The organism is Paenibacillus xylanexedens (assembly GCF_001908275.1).
Classification (GTDB): domain Bacteria; phylum Bacillota; class Bacilli; order Paenibacillales; family Paenibacillaceae; genus Paenibacillus; species Paenibacillus xylanexedens_A.
The window spans coordinates 1,379,030-1,402,462 of the sequence record NZ_CP018620.1 but is presented as its reverse complement, the minus strand read 5'-3'; the positions used below and the strand labels follow the sequence as shown (position 1 = coordinate 1,402,462).

Genomic DNA, 23,433 nt, shown 5'->3' with positions numbered 1-23,433 from the left:
CTTATCTGACGGTTAACCCAAATTGTAGATCATGCCACTCGCGGTGTTCAGTCCAAGCTGACCGAATCCCTCCAGCGGCTTGGAGAACCAGTCCACCTGACTCTCAGCTTCCGCTGAATGAAGATTAGTCTCATCCTCTTTCCAGTGAATCACTTGCTGATGGTGACGGTCCCAGAATCTCCATAATGCAGGCTGCTTCAGCAGTTGGTTGCGAAACGGCTCATATACACGTCCTGCTGATTCCTGAATATCCCCTTCTAAGATGAAAGGCGGCAAGAAAACAATTTTGGAACGAAAATCTTCAGTCAATGTCATGAAATAGGGGCATACAGGCTTGCGTGTCTTGGCTAAAATACGAAAAATACCGCTCCTCGTCCGGATGCGTGAACTCAGGAAAGGAAGCTCCACTGCGCGATTATCCGCGTTGAACCCGGTCTGACCATCTACGAAAAGGTTGAATGAACCTCCCTTCCGCAAATGAGAATATAATCGTATGCCAATCATCTCATCCTCGGCATTCAACAGATCAGCACCTGCAAACTGTCGTAGAGTGTTCCAGGATGACAGCTTCTGCTCCTGCTCTACGGTACCTTTTTCAGCCACCAGATAGAAGGGTAAGCCGGACTTCATGTGGCCTGCGCGAATCTCCTGTCCGATGGTAATCATGTTATGCCGGACGAATCCGTAATGCCAGGTCAACAAGGCCCCACCTTCCTGCAGTGTCGCTTGCAAATGTTCAAGCCCCTCGACTTCATCCCAATCCATAAAGGAGTAAGGGTTTTTTTTATGTTCGTCAACCGTCCGCAAAAAAGCCAGGTAATCCATCCAGATCAACTCCGGTGACGTTTCTAATTGAAGAGGCGAAAGTTCCTTAACAATATTCATTAGCGCATAGAAGAATCCCAGTCGAATTCCGTCTGTCTTTTCCCGATACAGCTCCTCCCTGACCTGTTCCCGATGAAACGTATATAATGTACGAAAATCCTTCATACTCAAACCTCCTTTAAGCCCTTATTCATGGATGCTCCCGCTCCCGACAGCATCTCTTCTCTGGCTACTCTAATACTGGAGGAATTTTTAAACCGCTGACGATTCCGGTCGATGCCATCCACCATATAGGCCAACATCCGAAGCGCCAGCTCATATTGTCCGGGAATGTGCCGATCTGATTGCACACCCTGTCCCTCTACCATATCCATCCCTTGATAAGCTATCGGTACTTCCAGTGCTGCAGTAACGCAGTCTCGAATGTTCTGCCACGTCGGCCCTGCAGCAATTGGAAAATCAACAAAGGGAAAGCTACCCGGATCAAGGGAATCCAGATCAAACGTTAGATAAGCCGAGTCAACGTCGTACTTCTGCCTTACCTCGTTCAGAACATGGCTCACCCTCTCGGGTGTCATATGCTCTGCCGATATTTGAATCAAGCCAGGATGGCTGTACATCTGATCTGCTGAGCGAAGACCACGCAGGCCAATCTGTACAACAGCAGCAACCGTACCCTGCTCTAGCAGATGTCTTACAAAATTGGAGTGACTGGGATTCTCCTGATGAATGGCATCGATACCGCAATCATGATGGGCATCGAACTGTACCAGCATCCTTCGACTGCCCAGGGCCTTTGCCATCATCTGAAGCACTGCATGCGTAATGGAATGGTCTCCACCAATGCAGCACAATAGTGCCTGTTGATCCAGCGCATGATCCAGTGCGGTGGCAAGCCCCTTTTGATAAGGAACAGCTGTATCCGCCTCCGCTTCATTCATAAGACAAGTACCCCAATCCTGCATGGCTACGCTCTCAAGCAATCGTCTCCCACTTCCAATATCGTACAAGCTCGAATTCCCGGACTCTTGTAACGATGGATAGATGACCTTTTTCCATGATTCTACCCGTAACGCATGCGCAAGTCCGGCAACGGAGGAGTTTAACATGCTTGTCCCACCAGAATGAGGGATACCCAAGATCCCCAGTTGAGGAGCCCCATGACCGATGAGAGGCTCATACAAAAAAAAAGGCGCTTCCGCAGGTTCCACCCCCGGCAAATCCGGGGGGAGTTGTGGCTCCAGCTCTTTCGCTGGTTCCAGCTCATAAAACTGGCTGAACGTTTCATCCGCAGCGATCCACGCATCTGCAATGCGACGTACCAGATAAGCAGGTTCTGATGTTCTCATGCAAAAACCTCCTGTACGTAGTTAGAGTCAAGTCTGTGTGGAATAGCTCTTATTCGGCAACGTCGCTTCACCTTCTGTACTGATGTCCTTATCCCCAGACGACTCCACATATTCCCGCTTCAGCATTCGCATGAAAGGTAGCAAGAACGACGACATGCCGACCACATTCATGCCAGCAATCACCGCATAGAAGTAAGTAACTTCATTAAAGGCCCGAGTCAGTCCCCAGCCAAGTGCGATAATAATCAGAAAATACACCGCATTCAGGAGTATGGCCTGGTATCCGCGCCCGCTCTGTTCCATCGTCAGCAGGGTTGTCATCATGGGACCCATGCCAATATAGGAAAGAGCTACGATGGACAGATACCGCGCTGCTTCTGCTCGGGTTGCCGCGTCTTCGATTAGGAATGCGATAAGCGGATCTCGCCAGATCCAGACGGCAACGGCAATGATTACGTACAGAACAAAGGATTGTAGCAGACCTTGGCGATAACTTGCATAGGCCCTTGGCCGGTGTGGTGACTGCAAATTATGATTGATGATAATGCCGATGGCCGAGCCAATCACGATACCCGGCAGGATCGCCATCGTCTGAATTCGATAACCAACGCCAAAGCCAGCAACCGCCCCTTCGCCAAAGTGACTGACAATTTTATTAAAAAAAAATGTACTCAGAAAAATCATGCAGTACGAGATGAACACAGGAATACCGACATGCCTGAGGGCCATCAGATGTTTTTGGGCAAAAACAAAGCGTTCAAAGACCATTTCCCGGCGAAGGAACAGAATAAGTAGAGAGATGGCCAAGGACAAGACGGAAGTGATCAGGTTGGCATAGATGATGCCCTTCAGATCCAACCCAAAGACCGACACAAATGTATACACGAGAGCAATGTTTAGCATCGCCATCCCAACCGCGTTCCACGACGCTGCCTGTGCCCGGCCCAGCCCTCGTAACGCCGCACTGGTCACTGCAGCTAGGACAGCCGGGATGCTCACTGCCATCATGCCCCCTACGTACAGCGTAAACATGGGCCCAATGTCGGCAGGCACACGGTAAAACCATGAGAGCACAGGGGTCATTAACATCACAATTCCCCCGGTCAGAATGGCAAGCAGCATTGCACTGCCCATCATGTGCACGAATAGCTGGGTAAATGCACGAGAGCCCCCGGCACGACTGCGCGCTACCGCTACCTGAACAGACAGTTGCATCGCTTCGATGATGGCAATCATGACGAATGAGACAGGAATATACAATGAGAGCACATATAATACATTTTGACTCGTATGACCCAAGAAAAATACATTGGCCAGTTGTGTAATCACGTTAACCAGAGAAGCGAGCAGCATCGGAACGGCCGTACGGAATAACAAACGATGGATCGAGCCGGCCGTATAATCGATCCCCTGCATGGGGTTCACCTCCATAATTCATGAAGTCTTGATTTCTTGATTCATTGTAAGCCTGTTGAGTATCGGCAGACGTATCACATGCACGCAACAAGCAGATATCATCCGATCATCATCCCACGAGACCAGCATGACTCGATCATCCGGCCTGATGATACCCCGCTCTAGCTTATCTGCCAGCTGTATCCATACATCTCCGCTCTGATAATCGGTTCGTGGTACGCAGATGGTCTTCGAAGGGGAAATATGCAAAACAGAACTGCCATTGAGACGTAATCCCAGTCTCGACTGAAGAATGACGTGCTCAGCTGCATAACCATCCAGCCATTCGCGGATCATGCCGAGTGCCTCGGATGCAAAAGCCGTGGCTTCATCCGACTTGATGATTCGTTTTCCCGCATAGTGTACCTGCAACGCCCCTTGGCCCAGTCCTGCCTCAAGCGCCACAGCCATGTCGCCGAGATCACCTTTAGGTTCGGGTGGTTGACCATATCCAATCTGTCCATCGTCATGGAGAATTCGCTGCTCCACCAGCACAATCGCAGTCCGTTCGTTAGGAAGCATGCTCCAAAGAGCAACCTGAATGGCCTCGGTGCCTGCGAGCGCACCCATATGGGTAATACCAAGTGGATGATTAACTCGCCACGGAGCCGTTTCAAGCATTCGGGCAAGTGGAGCATTCAATGCATGTCGTTCGGGACAGGTCTGGGCAAGGATCAACCAATCCCAATGCGGCTTTGTGGACAACTGCTCCAGCACCATAAGCGCAAGATCACCCGCTGTCACCCGTCTCCCGTCTGCCATAAGGGAGCGAGTCAGCGTTCCCACGCGACCATAATAGTGATCCTCCATATATATGTGCGGCGATACGTAAACATAATCATCCGGTGTTGGCCAATCCAGCGTGTACAGATGATCCTCCGCAGTAAGCCAGCAAATATGATCCACATAGATTGGTGCGCCAATATCATCATGAAGTGAATCAGACATGCTGCATCTTCCCGTTGGCATACGCCTGAAAAACGTTTATCTTCTGAATGGACGTTGTGCCTTCCATGAACTCAAAGGCCCTTGCATCGCGATACCATTTGTTCAGCAGAGGATGCTCCAGCATGGAACCTGGCCCCATCATCTCCAGTGCCCATTCCGTCGCTTCCTCGGCAACTGACGCAGCCCGTATTTTACTGAGGGAAGCCAGATATCCCTTATTCGCATCATGGTCAATCTCTGCTGCTGCATTCCGAATCATGCTGCGTAGCGCATGAAGACGCATCTCCAGTCGCTCCAGTTCTGTCTTTTCACGTTCTGTAAAGATCGTTCTGTGCTCTACAACATAATCATAAGCAGCCTGTGCAACACCAAGCGCCAAAGCCGCCACGCTAGGGCGCATCCGGTGGAATGTACGCAATGCTCCCCACAATCCACGCTTGGTTGGGCTTAGGTGACGACCCAGAATATCTTTCTCTTCCAGTGGGAAAGCCTCAAATTGCAGATGACTGAGTTGCAGACCGCGAAGCCCCATCGTGTCCAGCGGGGTTGCTGTGAAACCCGGCAGAGAAGGATCAACTATAGCGACCTGAATGCCCAGAGGCGTGCGATTGGTCTGGGCGAATACCAGTCCAATACTCGCCCGGTGTCCGTTCCCAATGTAGAATTTATGTCCGGTTAGCTCCATTCTCCCATCCGGATGTCGCGTAATCCGCGTGCTGATCTCAGTTGCATCTGAACCCTTCTCCGGCTCTGATAAGGCAAAAACAGCCCAGGCTGGACCTTTCAGAAAGTGGCTATAAAAGCGTTCCTTCTGTTCCTCGTCGCCCAAGTCAATCATGACGATGCTGGACATGGAAGGACCAGGTCCTCCCAGAAAAACGCCTGCATCTCCTGCGGACAACTGCTCGATCGTAATGACTCTTTCCAGCGAAGAGAGTCCATAATATCGATCCTGACCTATGGTTACAATTGGCTGGCCGCCATACTCCGGGGGAATCATCATATGATTGATGGCCTGCAGGGCAGACGTGTGCAAAAACTCGGTGAGCCGGTCTGGCTCCCGGTCAATCGTCAAGCCAATCTGACGAAGCTCCGCAGCATACTGCTTCATCACTTGCTCGAAAATCGCAATCGTTGATGGAGTAATCATCAATATTCCTCCTTAGCTGGCAACAGCATGTTTTTCACCAGTTGGCCTGCATATGTATATGCAGATACGCCATGTCTCAAAAAACCGAAACCGCCGCCAAGACGTTGAATCTGTCTGAAGGCTTCGTCCAATTCCTGATGTATCCACGCATGGACCCGGACCGATGGAAGACCTGGATTTGCTGAGAGGAAGCGGTCTTCAGGCAACGTTTCCGCCATGTAGAGCGTTGTCAGGATGTCAGCGACCATGCCTTTCACGAGCTGGTGCTGAAACGTGGATTGCCCGCCTGATATTCGCACCGACAAATGCTTGCGAACCTGCTCCAATCCAGCCTTGCACAGCTCTACGCGGAACTCATGCAGGCGTGTTCTCAGCTCATTCGAGGTCACTTTCTCGCCTGATATCTCAGCCTTCTCACCCTCATTCGGCTGTACCCGGTATAACAGTAGTCCGGAGGGCTCCAGCATCCGATCCTGTACATGAACGGCATGTAGTTGATTCCAACGATACAGCCCAGCTGATTCTTCATGCCAAAGTAAAGCATCTTGTTCAATGAGATGAGCGGTCGCGAGCACGTAGGGACCTGTTGCCAAAAGCACTGGACAATTGTTCACCAGCAAGGTTTTTGCCTCCAACATTTCCGATAACGGAGCAACGGGGTTGCCTGCTGCCTTTGATCCGACGGGCTTTGCATCTGGGCCCTGGAATTCAATAACGTGCATTGTCATTCCTCCTGTTCATTCTTCTTCGCATCCTCCATGCTCCACCAGTGCAAAACCAAAAAAACTGCCGAGCCCGATACTGACCATGATGGAGCGCCCCTTCCTGCACACCCAGTCCTGCTCCAATCCCGAACTCAGGTTAATGAACGGGTCGGTGGAAAAGGTATGTCCGATTCGCTGAATGTTATCCAGATATATCCGTTCAAGTCCAACTCCCGTACGTCGCGAGAATTCCTTCCAGGTAGTCCAGTTCACATTATGTGGAAAAATATGATCCACATCTTCGAAACTCAGGCCTTGCGTTGACAGCAGCTCTTCCATCCCTTGAATGATATGGTCCACATACAATCGGTTAAATGCCGAGATCTCATCGGCGGTTGCATGATAACCAGTATGGAACCGGGTATCTCGCAGCACATGCGCCGCCTGAACGACATGCTGACAGCTCTCTCTGCTCAATAGAACAGCTACGGCAGAATCACCCAGAATGGCCGATTTGCGCAGATAGCGCCATTCGGGAGGCAAAAAATTGAATTGATCCGCACAGATCAACAACACATTCCGAATGTGAGGCTGCGTTTGCGAGATTCGCTCAAGCCATTGAAGAGCGGCTATCGACGATGCACAGTTCATTTGGGATATGCCATAGAACGGTACATGTTCCAGCCCTAAGCGCTGGAGGACACGCTGCACAAGCCTGTAATCGCTCGGTGTCTGCACCTGAAAGGAATGGACATAGAGAACAAGGTCGATTCCGGAAAGGGCAGGTCTGGTCTGGAGCCGTTCCACAGCCTGTGCGATCGTATCGTCAAGCATCTGGCCCGATTCCGTTACAGGCACACCTTCCAGGCGGTGGTACTTGCGCAGAAACTGAATCTCGCCTTTCCCAAGCTCCAGGGCAGCCAGCACCTCTTCCGGCTGCTGAATCTGTTCAGGCAAATAGACGCCAATATCCACAATACCGAACCCCAATGTTCTCCCTCCTTTTGCGATTAGTGTCCATCCATACTCCATTCACAAGTTCGGATCAGCAAGGCATGAATAAACGAATCCGGCTGCTCCAGATGCATAAGACATATGTACTCGTCCCCGTCCTTCTCCTCCAGTAACTCCTGTAATGCGAAGAATGGCGCTGCACTCCAGCGCGATGGATCATAATTGCTCTTCGATCCACATTCGCTGTACCAGACAGCCTGATTGCACTGCTGCTCCAGATCAGGATGGATAAGCAGGTTAATCTGATTCCGGTGAATGGATGCCTGGGCACATAATCGATCCAGTACCATCTCCGCAGTATCGGCTATGGAATTCTCGGCATGTCGCATCTCTACCCCAAGCAGGGAAGGTCCTACGCCTGTCATCCGATCAAGGTATATTGCTGCAGCCGTGTCCGGTCCATGCGGTGAAACAAGTTCCATCGTTTCATAGGGGAGAGCCGTCTGGTCCATAACCAGAAGCATGCCTTTCATGTAACCTTCTCTACCCAGATAGTGCTGAAGCATGTGGAGCGCCGCAAAAGGAGCACCAAAACCAAGATCATTTACAGCAAAACTGATAAAGCGAGCCTGATAACGATCCATCAAATAATTCACAATTGATATATCCGGGCGGGTATTCGGAAAATTGTATGCCAGCAGTAGCACATCCACATCCTGCATAACCCGATCAAGTCCCGTTTCCTCCAGCAGTTCCACACTCATCTCGTGATAGGCATTGTTGTTACGCCCCTGCAAAAGCTGAACGTCGTACTTGATCGGAGTACCTGCAAGCATATCCTGATGAAATCGCAACAGTTCCGGATGTTCGAACGGAGGCTTCTTCTCCGAGAACAACCTGACTCCCATCTCCCGTATGGCAACAGGCGAAGCCATCAGGCCGCAATGAGCTGCTTCTCAATATAAGCAGCCAGGGAGCCTACCGTATCAAATACATCGGGCTCCAGATCATCCGGGTCAATCTCCAGACCTTCAATCCGGTCTTCCAGCGTCATCAACAGTTCCAGAACAGAGGTCGAATCCAGATAGAGTTCGTCAAATAAAGATGTGCTTAATTGAATATCCTGCCTGGCTTCCGTATTCAACACTTCAGCAAGGGCACCTTTGATCTCTTCAAGCAATACTGCAGTCGTCATGATCATCATCTCTCCTCATCAATTGGTTATTGCCGTGTGGGACACTTGAATCAAACGTTGCTTGGACAGTAGATCCTGCGGAGTATCTCGCTCACGGATCAAGTGAGCCTCCCCAGCGACAATCAGCACTTCCGCCGGACTTCCATGACTCAAAAAGTGTGTGGGAGAAGCCGTTGGTCCGTAGGCTCCCGAATGAAAAACACCGATTAGATCGCCCCGTTCAACAGGAGGAAGCAATACCCGTTTCCCAACAACATCATTCGGCGTACATAAGGGACCCGTAATATTGTATTCGGCTACAGGGGACTCACCATAACGCGTCAGGGAGGCAATCGGAAAGTTACGCTTCACGTAAGAACCTGTGCCCACCGCCGCCATATGGCAGTTCGTTCCACCATCGGTTACGACGAAGTGCTCTCCATACGATTGCTTGACGTATAGGGCTCGACTGACCAACATACCGCAGGTTCCTACCAGATATCGCCCAAGCTCCATGAACAGCCGGGTGTTGGCATGACTATGCCGAAACGATTCGAACATTGGATTCAACTGTTCTGTCAGTGCGGTTATGGATAGGAACTGCTCACCTTCATGGTAGGGCACGCCCAATCCCCCGCCTACATCGACCATACGCAGCGTGATATCCAGCTCGTTCTCGATTCGATCAGCCAATTCCAGAATATGGCGGGTATTCTGAACGATCGGCTCTACATCCAACATGCGGGTTCCCATGTACACGTGAAGTCCCATGATCTCCACATGGGAGAAGCTCTCGAACTGTTCTTTCCCCTGGAGCACACTTTGTTCATCCATACCAAACTGACGTGGTTTGCCACCCATGGTCAGCCTGGAGCCTTTAACAGAAAAAGATGGATTCACTCGCAGCGCCACCGGCACGATTCGCCCCTCACTTGCAGCGATGCTCTCAATGCGCTCCAGCTCCTGAAACGATTCACACACGATCGCATATATGCCCAGACGTATGCATGCCGTAATCTCGTCATCGCTTTTTCCCGGTCCCAGAAAAATAATGCTTTCTGCTGCTACTCCAGCCTGTACAGCCGTATGCAATTCGGCCAGGGAACATACCTCTGCCTGTGCTCCCATCTCCCGGAGCATGTGTACGATCGAAATATTGGGATTGGCCTTCAATGAATAGAACAGCTCCACTTGAGGCGTAAGCAATCCCCGAAGCTCCTGATACACCTGCTGCAACACATCCCCGTCATATACATACAGCGGGGTCCCGAATCTCTCGGCGATGTCCGAAACAGGCAACTGCTGAATCTGATATTCCTTAGACACTCACATCACCTCGTTAATGGAAGATAGGACGGCTTCTATCGCTTCGTCGATTACTCCCAGCCGTTCAGGGGAGGACGCAATAATCACGCCATACAGACGTCCGGAGAACAAGGTCCCCTCACTTCTGAATGCCGCATTGACTGTGGCAAAATTATTGATCAATAATCCTTCGCCGCGTTCCGGTTCGAACATCAACGCACCCAACCGGGAACGAAGTACTCCGTATTCCAGCAGGTGATTGAGCCGGAGCGTATATTTTTTCGCCAGTCCACATTGATCTTCGGGCAGCCATTGCTGTTGAATGTTGGTCTGATAGGTAGACATATTAAACCTGGCATTAATCTCAAGATTGGGCCAGATTGTACCGTCCTCGTCCAGAATGGCGTCCATGCCGGCAATGCCGTAGTATCCATCTCGATACAGAGCTGCTCCAATTCGCATGGCCGCTTCGCGAATAACCTCAAGTTGAACATCGTTGAGCCGCGAAGGCATGAGATGCCCCTGATGCACACCTTGCTCTACCAACGATTCCTTTACGCCAAGAAACTCAACTCCGCCGGAGCGATCGATGAGAATCTGGTAATTCAGGTCACAGATTTTATCAATCCATTGCTCAAGCACGTAGTTGATTTGCCGTATTCCCTTTTTGCTTGCCTGTTTCTCCAGCATACTCATGCATTTGTGAAACCTGGCTTCATCGGTGATGACGGTAATCCCCTTGCCTGATACACCCATGGAATCCTTCAGCACAAGGCGTCCACCCTGCTCTAGAACGGCCTTTAGCTGATCGAAACCGGACACCAGTTCATCCAAAGACGTGCATTCAACGCCTGGGATCTGACGAATACCCAGCTCTGCGTTGAGACGGCGGGAATACCCCTTGTCATTCACCTTGCGGAAGATATCTGAAGATGGAACAGCCAGCGGAATGCCGGTCCGTCGGGAGAATTCCTCTTCCTGATCCGAGGTTCCAAAGGGAACCAGATAAACATTCGTTCCAGCAGCCTGTGACAGCTCTCGCAGCTTGTCCATTGTCCTTGGACAATTCAGAAGATTCGCAGTAATGTTCAGTGCCGGATCATTGTGCTCCACCGTTATGCATCGGGAGCGACCAAACCCAAGCGCCTGTGCATCTGCCATGAATCCCTGATTCGGCGGCTCCTTGAGCAGGATGATATCGTTCTCTCCGGCGAGGAAAACACCCAGTTCCTCCATCCGATTAACGACATCCGCGGCCGAGCCTATGCTTAATGAGGGCAGCTTGAGAATACCCGTTTCACTCCAGTACTCCTCTACCTCAAAATTGTTAAGATACACAAAAGTAACGTCATGCTGGCCCGTTAACGCCCACTTGAGCTTGCTCGAAAAATCCGTCAATACGGTGGTCAAGGCCATCCCCTCCTATTCCTGCATACTGCATCACTGCTACGCTGAATGTAACCCCAAGTCCGACCGTAACAAGCAGATAATACTCCTCTGGTTGCAACAACTTCTGCTCTAGAATGGCTTGCAGATTAATAAATGGGTCCGAACAGAAACAATGTCCGATCTCCTGTACGTTGGACGTATATATGCGTTCAAGGGGATAGGATAAACGGATAGCCACCTTCTTCCACGAGGATAGATTCACATTGTGTGGGACGATGTATCGAATATCCTGCAGCGTCAGACCCGCCTGCTCCACGGCTGCAACAATGGCTTCACATAACCGAGGCGTGTAGATTTCCTGAAACTCCCTTAGAATCTGCGGGGTTCCCGTTAGTACATTACAGAATTGGCCCAGGGTAACACTCGTGAGTCCGACGACACGACTTCCGTTGCCCTTGTTACCCACCAGCACGGCGGCTGATGCCTCTCCCATCACGGTGGTATTGGGGATCAATTGCACAACGGGACTAAAGGTTTTTTCACCTGTCAAAATTAAAATATGATCATCCGCTTCCAATGAAGGCAGCAATGTCTCGGCAACATTCAGGGCAATTAAGCCCGATGCACAGTTCTGCTGCGTAAGCGAAAACGCGATGGCATGCTGCAACCCGTAAGCCCGTTTCAGGACTTGCAAAACTTTCATAGGAAAGGGGAAATTTTCCTGAATTGTGTGGCAATAAATGATATACTTAATCGAGTTAGGAGCGATCTCAGGGTTATTTACCACCTGGGTTAATACGCGCCCTAGTAACGAAACCAGATCTCCATCCCTGTCTTGCCGAACCTGTTTCAAACCATGAATTTTTTCCAGTACCTTCGTCTGGGCATTATTGAGTCCCAGCACCTCGTTCAGTTCCCTGATCGGCACAATGTGCTCCGGAATGTAAGACCATATTTGCTTGATATGCATCGGCTTCAGACACCTCGTTATCACTAACGTACGAATCTCACTGAAATATAGGGAGATAAAGAGCTTCCGCAGAAGCTCCCATCTATGAATCTAGCGTAATACGATAAGTAAGTAGGAAAAATCAGGCACGAGCCGCCGCTGCACGAGCTGCTACAGCACGGGCTTCAACTGCGCGAGCGGAAACCGCGCGTGCACTGACTTCACGTGCCTCGCCCAGTCCACTCGTTTCCAATTGTGCTGCTTCAACTTCTTTGCGCTTCAGTTGCTCCAGTGTAATGGGAGTCGCTTTAATGACCATTCATATCTCCTCCTTTCATCTTGGATACTCTGATTCTATAATCTCCCAAATTGCATTTAAACTGTAAATGGGGGTAAATGAACCTCTCACTCTCCTTACCCCTGCTTCTGGACACACACGATAGACCCAACATACCAATCAGATCTCCATTCCAATCAAACTATATCAAGGGACGGTGAACGATCATGCTCGGACCGAAAATCCGGCAAATCCGGGAGCAGCTTGGACTGTCTCAGAAGCAACTGGCAGGTGAGGATATGACGCGTTCTTACATCAGCCTTATCGAAAAAGGTAGAGCCGTTCCCTCGCAGCGTATGTTAAAAATCATTGCCAGGAGACTTAATACACCCATGGAGTTTTTTTTGGGAGGAAGTGCAGCAACAGATACGGATATTGGGGAGGCTGTACTGGACAAGGCCAAAGCCTGTTATGCCGAGCAGAATGATTCTGCCTGCATCCGCATAGCCCATAAAGTGCTGACGTTGACGGAGGATACATCGGATCAGTCAGAAGCCTACCTGCTCATTTTACGAAGTCACAACAGACTTGGGGATTATCGACAAGCCTTGGATGAAGGGGAAAACGCAGCATTTACAGTCATTCGAACGGGTGACAGGGAGCGTATTGTTGAATATTATCTTGAAATGGGGAGAGCGGCTTTTCATGCAGAGCTGTTTCATGCTGCCCGGAAACATTATGAACAGGCGTATACGTACAGCAGCAGACTCAAACATCTACAGGAAGAACATATCCAATCGCTGACCTTTCTTGGCACAACCCATTTAAGATTAGGCAATGTGAATGAGGGGTTGAACTACTATCTCAAAGCGGAGAAGGAAGCCCAGATGGCGGGGCAACCGGAACTGTATGGCGAGATTACGCTGGGTTTGGGCAAAGCCTATTATATGTCCGAACAGGACGGACACATGCTGTTAAGTTATGACTGGACCAAGAGATCCGTACAGGCCTATAAACAGGCGAGCAGCGAATCCTACGTTCTGGCACTTCACAACCTCGCCGTGATCCAGCTTCATATGGGGCAAAAAAAAGAAGCCCTCCCCTTGCTGGATGAATGCGCACGAATTTACGATAAACGCAATCTTCCCCACAAGAAGGCTTCCATATTAGAGGAAATCAGTAAAGTTTATTTGGAACAGCGTGAGCCAGAACAGGCAGAGGCCATCATCAAAGAAGCCCTTCAACTGCTGGATCAGCAAGATGAAGGGATGCTTCGTGCCAAACTGTATCGCTTGCTTGGTATTGTATTTCATGAGAAAAACAACAGCAATGAAGGTTATTATTTTCTAAGAATGAGTCACGATCTACTTAAACGCATCTCTGCAAACCGCGAGGCTGGCATCAGCCATCAACTCCTTCTGCTAAGCCTGCAAGAGCGTAAAATGAACTACGAAGATTATAAGTCATTGATCAAATAAAACAGATACTCTCTTCATCTAACAACTGAGGACACGGGAAAACAAAATGATGGAGTTCAGGGTCTCTTCAACAGAGACCTTAATTCCGGGAATACATGGTGACAAAGCATAGGATCATCTTAAACCGCTCATCGAACAGGTACAGGATCATTCAGCTCCAGCAGCGTTTCCGTAGATACGGCATGCTTTTGTCCCTGCTGACCACTAAACTTAGCCGATCCTGCATATGCCTCCGAAACATGAAGCTGTCCTGCAATAAAAGGTAGAAGCATGATAGTAACCATGCAGAGTTCACTTGCCGTTGTAACGAATTTGCTTCCTTTACTCTCCATGCTCATCTCTCCTCATGTTTATTTGGGTAGCATATTCCACCATCGATTCTTGGCAACCTAAGACGTATTTTACGGATAATTGCAATGACTTTAAATACGTTAATTACCATTTACCTCTACTTGCACATGAAACTCACGTATAAAAGGTCATATGATCTTTGTCTTCGCGATAATAATCCAGCCTTTGCTTCATCGTACCTGTATGCAGTTCAAACAGATGACCATCTGGATCAGTAAAATAAACAGATAATGCATCCCGTGGATCTCTGGGCCTTCCAGGAAGAATGTCCGCCCCGGCTGCTCGCAGCTGCTGCACAGACGCGTCGAACTCCTCTTCTGTAACGGTAAATGCAATATGGGTATAGGTTCGTTCCGTATAGTTGCGAATAACATCCTCCTGATTCAGGGCAATCCACAGACCGGCAAGCTCAAAATAAGCCAGTTTGCGTCCTTTCACCTGAATTCGGGCACCGAGAGCCTGCTCATAAAAGGTAATGGCCCGCTCCAGATTGGATACGGAAAAACACAAATGATTAATTCCCTGAATATTCATGTGACTCCTGACACCTCCATCGATTTAAGAATCTATCCTTATTATGGTATATTCCGTGCAAAAAACAACCGCTCTGCTGCTTCCTCCCGCACCTTCTTCTGGGCGAATGCATAGGTTATCCGTATCAATGAACGTTCGAGGAGGATGTAAAGCGAATGAATCCTGTCTATCCTTTTTATGGCGAGAAAACGGTATGCAAGGAGCAAAAGCTGGCATTTCCACCCCAGCATCAGGACCAGCAACCCGGTCTGGAAACCCTGATGGTGCCTGAACCGATCAGTGAAGATCCTGCCTATATCGGCAGCTGCAAACTCCAAGGTAAAGTTGCCATTATTACGGGTGGTGACAGTGGAATCGGCCGAGCGGCCGCCATCGCTTTTGCCAAGGAAGGTGCGGATATCGTCATTGCTTATCTATATGAGCGGACAGATGCCGAAAGGACTCGTGAACGGATCGAAGAACTGGGACAGCGCTGTCTCTTGATCGAGATAGATCTCCGCTTAAAGAAAAACTGTGAAGCCGTCATTCGCACAACGATGGAAACCTACGGGAAGATCGATATTCTGGTCAACAATCATGGCGTACAGTATGTGCAGCCAAGCATCGTTGATATTACGGAAGAACAGCTGTATCACACCTTTCAGACCAATGTGTTCGCCTATTTCTTTCTGATTCAGGCCGCTCTCCCCCATCTGTGCAGAGGTGCCTCCATCATCAATACGGCTTCCATTACGGCATATAAAGGCAATACCCAACTAATCGACTACTCTTCTACCAAAGGAGCCGTCGTATCGCTGACTCGTGTACTCGCCCAATCACTCGCTGCACAGGGAATCCGTGTGAATTCCGTTGCCCCGGGACCCATCTGGACACCGCTCATTCCTGCCAGTTTCTCCGCGGAGGATGTACAGGTATTTGGAACAGATACACCCATGGGTCGGGCTGGTCAGCCTTACGAACTGGCGGCAGCCTACGTTTATCTCGCTTCCCCCGATTCATCCTACGTCACAGGTGAATGCATTCATGTAAATGGCGGCGATATGGTAACGACATAGACTGATGTCAAGTTGGATTTTGCAGGTGTGGCAGGATATCGGTTGTCCAGTTGCGAAGAGGGTTAGGAGTATGACCGGTTATACCGGAACCTGACATCAAGCGACAAGGAGCTGAACAACCTGATGAACTTCGATCCACTCTACCAACCGTACCCCTCTTACCGCATGCCTGTGTATGCGAAACAAGGCATGGTCGCCACGTCACAGCCACTGGCTGCACAAGCCGGTCTCGATGTATTGAAAAAAGGCGGCAACGCCATCGATGCCGCCATTGCAACTGCGGCAGCACTCACGGTGCTGGAGCCAACGTCCAATGGCATTGGCGGCGATGCTTTTGCCCTCGTCTGGACCGAGGGCAAACTGCATGGCCTGAATGCCAGCGGCCCTGCGCCTCAGGGCATATCCATTGAGGCGCTTCAAGCGGCAGGCCATACGGAGATGCCGAAGCTTGGGGTTGTTCCGGTGACGGTGCCTGGCGCACCGGCGGGCTGGGCTGAGCTGAGCCGCCGTTTTGGGCGGCTCACGCTGGCGGAAGCGCTGGAACCGGCCATCCGCTACGCGGAGGAAGGTTACCCGCTTGCGCCTGGGCTGGCCCGCCACTGGGCAAGGGCAGCCGAGATCTATGCACGCCAGGGTGATGCGGAAGCAGGGCGTGCGTGGTTTGAGACATTTGCTCCAGGCGAGCGTGTTCCCGCAGCTGGAGAGATGTGGCGCTCGCCGGATCATGCGGCGACTTTGCGCCAGATTGGCGAGAGCGAAGCGCGAGACTTTTACGAAGGAGAACTGGCAGACCGCATTCATTCCTTTATGGCAGAGCACGGTGGTTATCTGACTCGCGAAGATCTGGCGGCTTTCCAGCCGGAATGGGTTGATCCCATCTCCGTCTCCTATCGTGGTTACGATGTATGGGAGATTCCGCCGAATGGACAAGGATTGATTGCTCTCGCAGCACTTAATCTCCTAAAGGGATATGATTTTGACGAGAAAGAATCTGTTCTGGCATATCATCAGCAACTTGAAGCCATGAAGCTGGCATTTGCCGATGGGGAGAAATATATTACTGAAGAACGCAAAATGGGTGTGACGGTGGAGGAACTGCTGTCGGAGGCATACGCGGAAGAACGGCGCAAACTCATTGGTGATACCGCACGAGCACCTGAGGCAGGTGATCCACGTGCAAGTGGAACAGTCTATCTGGCTACGGCTGATGGTGAAGGCAACATGGTTTCGTTTATCCAGAGTAACTATATGGGCTTCGGCTCTGGATTGGTTGTTCCGGGGACTGGCATTGCTTTGCAGAATCGTGGACACAATTTCTCACTGGACCCGAATCATGCAAACGCCCTGGAGCCGGGTAAACGGACGTATCACACGATCATTCCGGGGTTCCTCACCCGCGGGAGCGAAGCGGTCGGGCCATTCGGTGTCATGGGCGGTTTCATGCAGCCGCAAGGTCATGTGCAGGTGGTCATGAATACGATCGATTATCATCTGAACCCACAGGCCGCCTTGGATTCTCCGCGCTGGCAATGGACGAAGGGCAAAACAATTCTTGTTGAACCGGGTTTCCCGCAGCATATCGCTCAGGCACTCGCCCGCAAGGGACATGATATTCAAGTGGCACTCGATCCATCCCAGTTTGGACGCGGTCAGATCATCTGGCGCAACCCGGACAATGGCGTATTATGCGGGGGTACGGAAACCCGAGCGGATGGCTCGATTGCGGCTTGGTAAAACTCGCGTAATTTTATAATAGGATGATCACCTTATCATCCGTATAGGGTGCTATTCTATGGCACAACAGAGATGATTCATGTCATCTCTGTTGTGCCTTTTTTTCGACTTCTAACATCAGTAAACAACATACTGTAGATATTTATGTACCCTTTTAACTAGAGAAATGTGAAAATAATGTGTAATTCATGAAAAATATTTATTTTTTCGTAAATTTTCACTACATACCATAAATCACAGTGCCTTTCTGACCGATATAGATAAAGGGAAATCCTCACCATACGTGTCATCATGTACACGTCATTCCCTGGAGCTACGGAACCATGCAAAACAGAAAAATGCGACTACAGAAATGAGGGTACCAACACATGAAAACAAACAAGAATAGACGCGCAGGTCTAGGTCTCATCATAATGATGATCCTGACGGTACTGATCCTGGGGGCATGTTCAGCCAACAATACAACAACGGCAACAGACAAAAGAACAAAGGTTGGGATCGTGCTTACGGAAGTGGGTCTGGGTGACCGTTCTTTTAATGATGCTGCTTTTGATGGACTGGTTCAGGCCAGAAATGAGAAAAGCATTGTCTTTGACTATCGTGAACCGGGCGACAATGCCGAAGCTGCATTTGAAGAATTTGCGCAAGCCAAATTCGATCTGGTTATCGGCCTGAGTGATGCTGTCCAAGCGGATATGGAGAAAGTTGCAGCCAAATATCCTGACCAGCAGTTCCTCATGATTGACAGTCAGTCCAAACTGCCTAACATCGCCTCCATTTCATTCCGGGCGGAAGAAGGAAGTTATCTGGCAGGTGTTATTGCCGCTATGGCTTCAACGGAAGATCATGTTGGCTTCCTTGGTGGAATAGAGATACCGGTCCTTCGTAATTTCGAGCAGGGTTTTAAGCAAGGTGTTCTGGCTGTCAAGCCGAATGCAACCGTTGATGTCGTCTACGCAGGGGACTTCGGTGATGCCGATCTCGGTGAACAATTGGCTGCACAGATGATTCAGGAAAAGGGCGCTGACGTGATCTACGTTGCTGCTGGTCTCACAGGCGTTGGCGCACTGACGGAGATTCAGAAATTAGGGAAATACGCCATCGGTGTAGATACCGATCAATTCTTTTTGGCGGAAAAATCCATTCTTACGTCCATGCTGAAAAATGTGGATGTCTCTATCTATAATGCCGTTAACACGTTTGTTCAAAACAATCATACCTTCCCTCAAAAGGAAATCGTGGAGGGGCTGGCGGAGAACGCCGTGGGTCTGACTGCTCTACATAATATCACGCTCAGTGAAGAACAACAGCAAACCTTCGAAGATCTGAAGGCAAAGATCTCTTCCGGTCAAATCAAAATTACGCTTGATCAATAACCCATCGGATACGAGGAGGTACGCACATGAAACTACAGGGAAAACTGATACTTAATGCTCTAATTTCACTACTTCTATGCCTTGTGCTAGTCGCTTATATCATCATGCAATTGCTCAACATGAATGCCAAAAATCAAAATCTGGTACCCGCCATGCTCAAGGTGAGTGAACTGAACGCCAATCAGATCCAGACCCAGCAAGCGCTGGATGTCTATTCATTTTCCATGACAGCAGGTAACCAAGACGCCGTGCTCCGCTTGCTAGATGAAGGTCAAACGATGATTCAGGACCTTACGGACGGATTGCTCGAAACAGATCAGCAGTTACAACTTATTCAATCCATCGAGACAAAATTACAAGCTCTCAACCAGGGAGCCACCGAAGCGATGAGTGCGATGAACAGTGCGGAAGCGAAACGTTACAGCACTCGGGTTCGGGGCATACAGAATGATATCTATTCGTTAGATGAGATGACTCGAGATCGTTATGATCAATATACCGTCGATTTGGAACGTGACATTCAGCAAACGTGGCAAACCGCTCTGGTAGGAGCCATCGTATTGCTCGTCGCCGTAATGCTGTTTAACATGTATACTTCACGTCAGATCGCCAAGCGTATTCGAACACTCAAAGATGCCGCGGGACAAATTGCAGACGGTGACCTGACCGGACAATTACCGGAATCTCGGGGCAAAGATGAACTTGATGACCTGAGTCGCTCCTTCGGTATCATGACTCATAATATTCGCGGCATTATTCAATCGATTGGTGAAGCGGGTCATCGTGTCGATTTGATGGCGCAAGATATTGACCGTGGCAATGATACAGCCCAAGCGATTGTGCAGCAAGTATCCCGCACCACGGAGGAACTCTCGATTGGCAGTCAAAAGATTGCCGAGGATCTGAGTGAAACGGTGATGGTTGTGGACAAAATGCAGTCTACCTTCAATAGCAATCTGGAGTCCACTTCCCAATCGGTGATTGATGGTCGTGAAGTATTAACTACCGTTGAGGAAGGTAATAAGGCTGTAGCAGAGCAACTCCGGTTGGCCGAAGTGAATCGTATGGCGATGGCCGAGGTGGAACAAACGGTGCGGGAACTGGAAGAAAGCGCGGTTCGAATCACTACGATGACGGCGTATGTATCGGAGATTGCCAAACAAACGACCATGCTCTCGTTAAATGCCTCCATAGAGGCTGCTCGCGCTGGAGAAGCCGGACGTGGCTTCGCTGTTGTTGCGGGCGAGGTGAACAAACTCGCCGAACAATCTGCGCAATCGGTCAAACATATCTATGCGGCTGTGGGCGAGATCACAACCTCCATGGACAAGGTGAAGAACTCTGTAGCACAGAGCATGCAATTATTCGGCGAACAGGAACAAGCCACTGGCCAGACTCGCGAATCCTTCTCTGCTATTCGTGAAAGTGTGGAGCGCATTAGTACGGGCATCCATCAGCTTGCTGAGGACATGCAACACTCCAATCAACTCAGTACACAGGTGCAACAGGCCATCGAAAATATCAGTGCCATCACCGAGCAGTCGGCTGCCAGTAGTGAAGAGATTACCGCCTCCACGTCGGAACAACAACGTTCCTTCGCTGATGCAAGTATCAAGGTGAAGTCATTGCGTGATATCAGTTCAGAGATGCATCAGGAACTGCTGCGATTCCGGCTGTAAGCAGGATGTCGGAGAATTTTGGGCTGAACGTAGATCGGAAGTAGTTTAGATGCAGATTATAGGCAGGTTATGGGCAGGTTATAGCCAAGCCAGGATCAGGTAGCGTGAACATACAAACAAACAAAGGGGAGCCTCCGTCATGAATCATGACAGGGCTCCCCTTTTCAGTAACTAATCGTTGTTTCATCTAACCATTAATTCGTTTCAAAGATATGAAAGTATATAAATTGAACTAAACATTTACACGAAACGGAGAGGACAGAAAGAACCTGAAAAAGCGGAGCTAAAAGTTGTATGAAAGAAGCTGCATCGGGAGTATATGCTTCGCCTAAAATCTTTTTGAAAGAAAGCCGCCTCGGAAGCATACGCTTCGTCTAAGAGCTTTTTGAAAGAAAGCTGCTTCGGAAGCATACGCTATCCCGGATTTCCTAATTTATAAAAAAAACTGGGGATAACAGCGATCGGAAGGTTGTTCTGTCACCGGAGTGTCCAGTGTAAATATTCTTTAGATCAACTTATATAGATAACAAGGCATCAACATTTCAGATCCAAACGTTTAACGAACTGAGCAAACCTTATTGGGCCATTAATTGCAGATTATAAATTCTAACGAATCTCAGGCATTCTATTCCCTAATTTAGTCCGGTTTTTCAGGTGTTTTATCTGAAATACACAGAAATAACGTGGATGAGATTCGTTAGCTTTTGCTCCTCGATGTAAACCGTGGTATAGGGTGTATAAGGTTCGTTAGGGCAACGAGCAATGGTCATTGGTATTGAGTATTGAGCAATGGACAACGATCACTCATCTGCTTTTGATGCGCTGGTGCGCTGGTTCGTTGGTTTACTTGCAGTTTGAAAATGAATCGGCATAGGTAGTAACCCAAAACCGCGAGCTTGTGCCACACCTGCCCCATCCTCACAGTGCGTCGATGATGTCTCCGGCCAGCAGGGACGATGGGTCACCGCGCAGCAGTGCTGCGCGTTCAGCGGCCTGTCCGTGGAGATATACGCCGAACGTGGCGGCTTGCTCCGCGCTGAGCCCTTGGGCAAGCAGACCGGCGATGATGCCGGTCAATACGTCTCCGGCACCGCCAGTCGCCATGCCGGCGTGCCCGGTGGTGTTGATGTACGCCTCGCCGGATGGCGTTGCGATGACCGTTCGTGCTCCTTTGAGCACAAGGGTCACGCCCTGCTCGCGAGCGTATTTTGCAGCGTGCCCAATGCGGTCACGCTGCACCTCTGGGGTCGACATGCCCAGCAGTCGGCCCATCTCGCCAGGGTGCGGCGTCAGGATTGTCGCCGCACTTCGCTGGCCCCAGTCGCGAGGCCCATGTGGGCCAGCGTCTGCCAGCATGTTGAGAGCGTCCGCGTCGATGACGAGCGGACGATCCGATTGTTGCCACAGACGGCGCAGCCAGTCTGTGTCGCCCTGGAAGCGGCCAAGGCCTGGGCCGGTCGCGAGCACGTCGCGGCTCTCCGCGAGACGCAGCACGGCGTCGGCGGAAGCCGCGTTCCATTCGCCGCTGTCGCCATCGGCGGCGGCAGCAAGCATGAGCTCGGGCACGGTGCCGATGACATGCGGCAGCAGTGCCGCGGGCAGCGCCCATGTGGCGAGCCCGCAGCCTGCGCGCAGCGCGGCCTTGGCCGAGAGCAGGCCAGCGCCGCTCATCGGCAGACTTCCTGCGGCCAACAGTACGTGGCCGTAGGTGCCCTTGTGGCCGTCCGGTGCCCGGAGACGGCCTGTATCCACGCGCAGCGCACCGCGCAGCACCTCGTCCGTCAGCAGACGGACCGAGGGGCCATGCTCTGGCGCAAGCCGCGCGGGAATGCCGATGGCGCGCACCACAATGCGCCCCGCGGCAGAAGCGCCCGGGTACTGCACCAGCCCGCGCTTAAGCAGCGCGAGACATACGGTCACCCGAGCTTGAATGCAGGGCTTGTACACCTCTCCGGTGTCGGCGTTCAGCCCGCTCGGCACATCCGCGGACACGACCGGCTTGCCGCTGTCGTTCGCCGCCTCAATCAACGCCGCGTAATCTCCCCGCGGCGCCCCCCGCGAGCCGGTGCCCAGCAGCGCATCCACGATGCCTGTGCACCGGCTGAAGTCCACGGCTTCGCGCTCGTGGACAAGAGCAGGGATGCCAAGCTGCGCGGCGGCATCCCGATGCACTGCGGCTTCGCCCCGCAGTGCATCAGGGGCATCGGCGTAGACCAATGTCACGCCAAGCCCTGCTTCAACCAAATGGCGCGCGGCCACCAGCCCATCGCCGCCATTGTTGCCCTTGCCAATCAGCAGGTACCACTGCTGATCTCCCGGGTGCTCCATCACCAGCGCCGGATCGGCGATGATGTCCCCACCATAACCTTGCCGATCGCCGGGCCCGGTGTGTGCCCGCCTAGCATCGGTCTTGCTGCTATAGCCAAGCTGCCCTGAATCCGCAAGCCGGCCTTCTGCCTGCCCTTCCCGGCACAGCTTGATCACTTCCTCAGCAATGGCTCGGCCTGCATTCTCCATTAGACTGGCAGCAGGAATACCCAGCTTATGAATGGTATACTCGTCCACAGCTCTCATCTGTTCAGCGGTTACGATAAACAACGTTCATCCCTCCCCGTGACAAGCTCATCTCATACTTAAAAGTAGCAACTTTGCACCTAAACGCTGCATCTTATATGTGTATCGCTATCTTTCCTCTTACCTCATCCAGTTACCACAATCCACTCGATACATCATCGAAAACTCTATCG

Annotated in this window: 21 protein-coding genes; 5 read left to right on the top strand and 16 right to left on the bottom strand. The window is 50.8% G+C overall.

All coding sequences use genetic code 11. The features are described 5' to 3' along the window. Window positions 1-12: 12 nt before the first annotated feature. The 13 genes from BS614_RS06320 to BS614_RS31400 form a co-directional block, all read right to left on the bottom strand. Window positions 13-990, bottom strand: coding sequence for an LpxL/LpxP family acyltransferase (locus BS614_RS06320; protein WP_074093307.1), 978 nt, complete (start codon window positions 988-990; stop codon window positions 13-15). Between the two features lie 2 nt (window positions 991-992). After that, window positions 993-2,174 (bottom strand): arginase family protein, encoded by a 1,182-nt coding sequence (locus BS614_RS06315; protein ID WP_074093306.1) that lies wholly within the window; start codon window positions 2,172-2,174, stop codon window positions 993-995. A 27-nt stretch (window positions 2,175-2,201) separates the two neighbouring features. Continuing rightward, window positions 2,202-3,590, bottom strand: coding sequence for an MATE family efflux transporter (locus BS614_RS06310; protein ID WP_074093305.1), 1,389 nt, complete (start codon window positions 3,588-3,590; stop codon window positions 2,202-2,204). A gap of 18 nt (window positions 3,591-3,608) precedes the next feature. Continuing rightward, on the bottom strand, window positions 3,609-4,577 hold the full coding sequence (locus tag BS614_RS06305; RefSeq protein WP_074093304.1) for a hypothetical protein: 969 nt from the start codon (window positions 4,575-4,577) through the stop codon (window positions 3,609-3,611). Next, window positions 4,570-5,727 carry an acyl-CoA dehydrogenase family protein gene (locus BS614_RS06300; protein WP_084174427.1) on the bottom strand — a complete coding sequence of 386 codons (1,158 nt, stop codon included), beginning with the start codon at window positions 5,725-5,727 and terminating at the stop codon, window positions 4,570-4,572. Before BS614_RS06300 ends, BS614_RS06305 begins: the two co-directional genes overlap by 8 nt. Next, on the bottom strand, window positions 5,727-6,449 hold the full coding sequence (locus tag BS614_RS06295; protein WP_074093302.1) for a hypothetical protein: 723 nt from the start codon (window positions 6,447-6,449) through the stop codon (window positions 5,727-5,729). Before BS614_RS06295 ends, BS614_RS06300 begins: the two co-directional genes overlap by 1 nt. 15 nt (window positions 6,450-6,464) lie before the next feature. Continuing rightward, window positions 6,465-7,421 carry a 3-oxoacyl-[acyl-carrier-protein] synthase III C-terminal domain-containing protein gene (locus BS614_RS06290; protein ID WP_074093301.1) on the bottom strand — a complete coding sequence of 319 codons (957 nt, stop codon included), beginning with the start codon at window positions 7,419-7,421 and terminating at the stop codon, window positions 6,465-6,467. Between the two features lie 20 nt (window positions 7,422-7,441). Further along, window positions 7,442-8,320: a hypothetical protein gene (locus tag BS614_RS06285; protein ID WP_157116032.1), complete on the bottom strand. Its 879-nt coding sequence runs from the start codon at window positions 8,318-8,320 to the stop codon at window positions 7,442-7,444. Further along, window positions 8,320-8,580: an acyl carrier protein gene (locus tag BS614_RS06280; RefSeq protein ID WP_017690901.1), complete on the bottom strand. Its 261-nt coding sequence runs from the start codon at window positions 8,578-8,580 to the stop codon at window positions 8,320-8,322. The genes BS614_RS06285 and BS614_RS06280 overlap by 1 nt, the downstream gene beginning before the upstream one ends. An 18-nt stretch (window positions 8,581-8,598) precedes the next feature. Beyond that, window positions 8,599-9,885, bottom strand: a complete 1,287-nt coding sequence (gene lysA, locus BS614_RS06275) for a diaminopimelate decarboxylase (RefSeq protein WP_074093299.1) — start codon at window positions 9,883-9,885, stop codon at window positions 8,599-8,601. Continuing rightward, window positions 9,886-11,274 carry a preATP grasp domain-containing protein gene (locus BS614_RS06270; RefSeq protein WP_167544382.1) on the bottom strand — a complete coding sequence of 463 codons (1,389 nt, stop codon included), beginning with the start codon at window positions 11,272-11,274 and terminating at the stop codon, window positions 9,886-9,888. Further along, on the bottom strand, window positions 11,213-12,223 hold the full coding sequence (locus tag BS614_RS06265) for a 3-oxoacyl-[acyl-carrier-protein] synthase III C-terminal domain-containing protein (RefSeq protein ID WP_074093297.1): 1,011 nt from the start codon (window positions 12,221-12,223) through the stop codon (window positions 11,213-11,215). The genes BS614_RS06270 and BS614_RS06265 overlap by 62 nt, the downstream gene beginning before the upstream one ends. 121 nt (window positions 12,224-12,344) lie before the next feature. Further along, window positions 12,345-12,521 (bottom strand): hypothetical protein, encoded by a 177-nt coding sequence (locus BS614_RS31400; RefSeq protein WP_157116031.1) that lies wholly within the window; start codon window positions 12,519-12,521, stop codon window positions 12,345-12,347. A gap of 185 nt (window positions 12,522-12,706) precedes the next feature. Here BS614_RS31400 and BS614_RS06260 point away from each other — a divergent pair, with 185 nt between their 5' ends. Further along, the gene (locus BS614_RS06260) at window positions 12,707-13,957 is read left to right on the top strand and encodes a helix-turn-helix domain-containing protein (protein ID WP_074093296.1); all 1,251 of its coding nucleotides are present in this window, start codon (window positions 12,707-12,709) and stop codon (window positions 13,955-13,957) included. A 128-nt stretch (window positions 13,958-14,085) separates the two neighbouring features. Here BS614_RS06260 and BS614_RS06255 read toward each other — a convergent pair whose 3' ends face one another. Then, window positions 14,086-14,289 carry a hypothetical protein gene (locus BS614_RS06255; RefSeq protein WP_074093295.1) on the bottom strand — a complete coding sequence of 68 codons (204 nt, stop codon included), beginning with the start codon at window positions 14,287-14,289 and terminating at the stop codon, window positions 14,086-14,088. A gap of 133 nt (window positions 14,290-14,422) precedes the next feature. Further along, entirely contained in the window at window positions 14,423-14,842 is a 420-nt protein-coding gene (gene fosB / locus BS614_RS06250) for a metallothiol transferase FosB (protein WP_036672156.1), read from the bottom strand. A gap of 155 nt (window positions 14,843-14,997) precedes the next feature. Here fosB and BS614_RS06245 point away from each other — a divergent pair, with 155 nt between their 5' ends. From BS614_RS06245 to BS614_RS06230, 4 genes are all read left to right on the top strand, one after another. Then, window positions 14,998-15,897 carry a glucose 1-dehydrogenase gene (locus tag BS614_RS06245; RefSeq protein WP_074093294.1) on the top strand — a complete coding sequence of 300 codons (900 nt, stop codon included), beginning with the start codon at window positions 14,998-15,000 and terminating at the stop codon, window positions 15,895-15,897. A 123-nt stretch (window positions 15,898-16,020) separates the two neighbouring features. Continuing rightward, a complete protein-coding gene (locus BS614_RS06240) occupies window positions 16,021-17,631 on the top strand; it encodes a gamma-glutamyltransferase family protein (RefSeq protein WP_074093293.1) in 1,611 nt (536 codons plus the stop codon). A gap of 368 nt (window positions 17,632-17,999) precedes the next feature. Continuing rightward, window positions 18,000-19,007 (top strand): BMP family lipoprotein, encoded by a 1,008-nt coding sequence (locus tag BS614_RS06235; protein ID WP_084174425.1) that lies wholly within the window; start codon window positions 18,000-18,002, stop codon window positions 19,005-19,007. A gap of 26 nt (window positions 19,008-19,033) precedes the next feature. After that, window positions 19,034-20,686 (top strand): methyl-accepting chemotaxis protein, encoded by a 1,653-nt coding sequence (locus BS614_RS06230; RefSeq protein WP_074093292.1) that lies wholly within the window; start codon window positions 19,034-19,036, stop codon window positions 20,684-20,686. 918 nt (window positions 20,687-21,604) lie between these two features. Here the strand turns inward: BS614_RS06230 and BS614_RS06225 are convergent. Next, the gene (locus tag BS614_RS06225; protein ID WP_074093291.1) at window positions 21,605-23,284 is read right to left on the bottom strand and encodes a bifunctional ADP-dependent NAD(P)H-hydrate dehydratase/NAD(P)H-hydrate epimerase; all 1,680 of its coding nucleotides are present in this window, start codon (window positions 23,282-23,284) and stop codon (window positions 21,605-21,607) included. Window positions 23,285-23,433: the final 149 nt, after the last annotated feature.

What these genes read in the sequence shown, in the direction of transcription:
- BS614_RS06320 (WP_074093307.1), bottom strand. Translation starts at nt 990, where the DNA reads ATGAAGGATTTTCGTACATTATATACGTTTCATCGGGAACAGGTCAGG.
- BS614_RS06315 (WP_074093306.1), bottom strand. Translation starts at nt 2,174, where the DNA reads ATGAGAACATCAGAACCTGCTTATCTGGTACGTCGCATTGCAGATGCG.
- BS614_RS06310 (WP_074093305.1), bottom strand. Translation starts at nt 3,590, where the DNA reads ATGCAGGGGATCGATTATACGGCCGGCTCGATCCATCGTTTGTTATTC.
- BS614_RS06305 (WP_074093304.1), bottom strand. Translation starts at nt 4,577, where the DNA reads ATGTCTGATTCACTTCATGATGATATTGGCGCACCAATCTATGTGGAT.
- BS614_RS06300 (WP_084174427.1), bottom strand. Translation starts at nt 5,727, where the DNA reads ATGATTACTCCATCAACGATTGCGATTTTCGAGCAAGTGATGAAGCAG.
- BS614_RS06295 (WP_074093302.1), bottom strand. Translation starts at nt 6,449, where the DNA reads ATGCACGTTATTGAATTCCAGGGCCCAGATGCAAAGCCCGTCGGATCA.
- BS614_RS06285 (WP_157116032.1), bottom strand. Translation starts at nt 8,320, where the DNA reads ATGGCTTCGCCTGTTGCCATACGGGAGATGGGAGTCAGGTTGTTCTCG.
- BS614_RS06280 (WP_017690901.1), bottom strand. Translation starts at nt 8,580, where the DNA reads ATGACGACTGCAGTATTGCTTGAAGAGATCAAAGGTGCCCTTGCTGAA.
- BS614_RS06265 (WP_074093297.1), bottom strand. Translation starts at nt 12,223, where the DNA reads ATGCATATCAAGCAAATATGGTCTTACATTCCGGAGCACATTGTGCCG.
- BS614_RS31400 (WP_157116031.1), bottom strand. Translation starts at nt 12,521, where the DNA reads ATGGTCATTAAAGCGACTCCCATTACACTGGAGCAACTGAAGCGCAAA.
- BS614_RS06260 (WP_074093296.1), top strand. Translation starts at nt 12,707, where the DNA reads ATGCTCGGACCGAAAATCCGGCAAATCCGGGAGCAGCTTGGACTGTCT.
- BS614_RS06255 (WP_074093295.1), bottom strand. Translation starts at nt 14,289, where the DNA reads ATGGAGAGTAAAGGAAGCAAATTCGTTACAACGGCAAGTGAACTCTGC.
- fosB (WP_036672156.1), bottom strand. Translation starts at nt 14,842, where the DNA reads ATGAATATTCAGGGAATTAATCATTTGTGTTTTTCCGTATCCAATCTG.
- BS614_RS06245 (WP_074093294.1), top strand. Translation starts at nt 14,998, where the DNA reads ATGAATCCTGTCTATCCTTTTTATGGCGAGAAAACGGTATGCAAGGAG.
- BS614_RS06240 (WP_074093293.1), top strand. Translation starts at nt 16,021, where the DNA reads ATGAACTTCGATCCACTCTACCAACCGTACCCCTCTTACCGCATGCCT.
- BS614_RS06235 (WP_084174425.1), top strand. Translation starts at nt 18,000, where the DNA reads ATGAAAACAAACAAGAATAGACGCGCAGGTCTAGGTCTCATCATAATG.
- BS614_RS06230 (WP_074093292.1), top strand. Translation starts at nt 19,034, where the DNA reads ATGAAACTACAGGGAAAACTGATACTTAATGCTCTAATTTCACTACTT.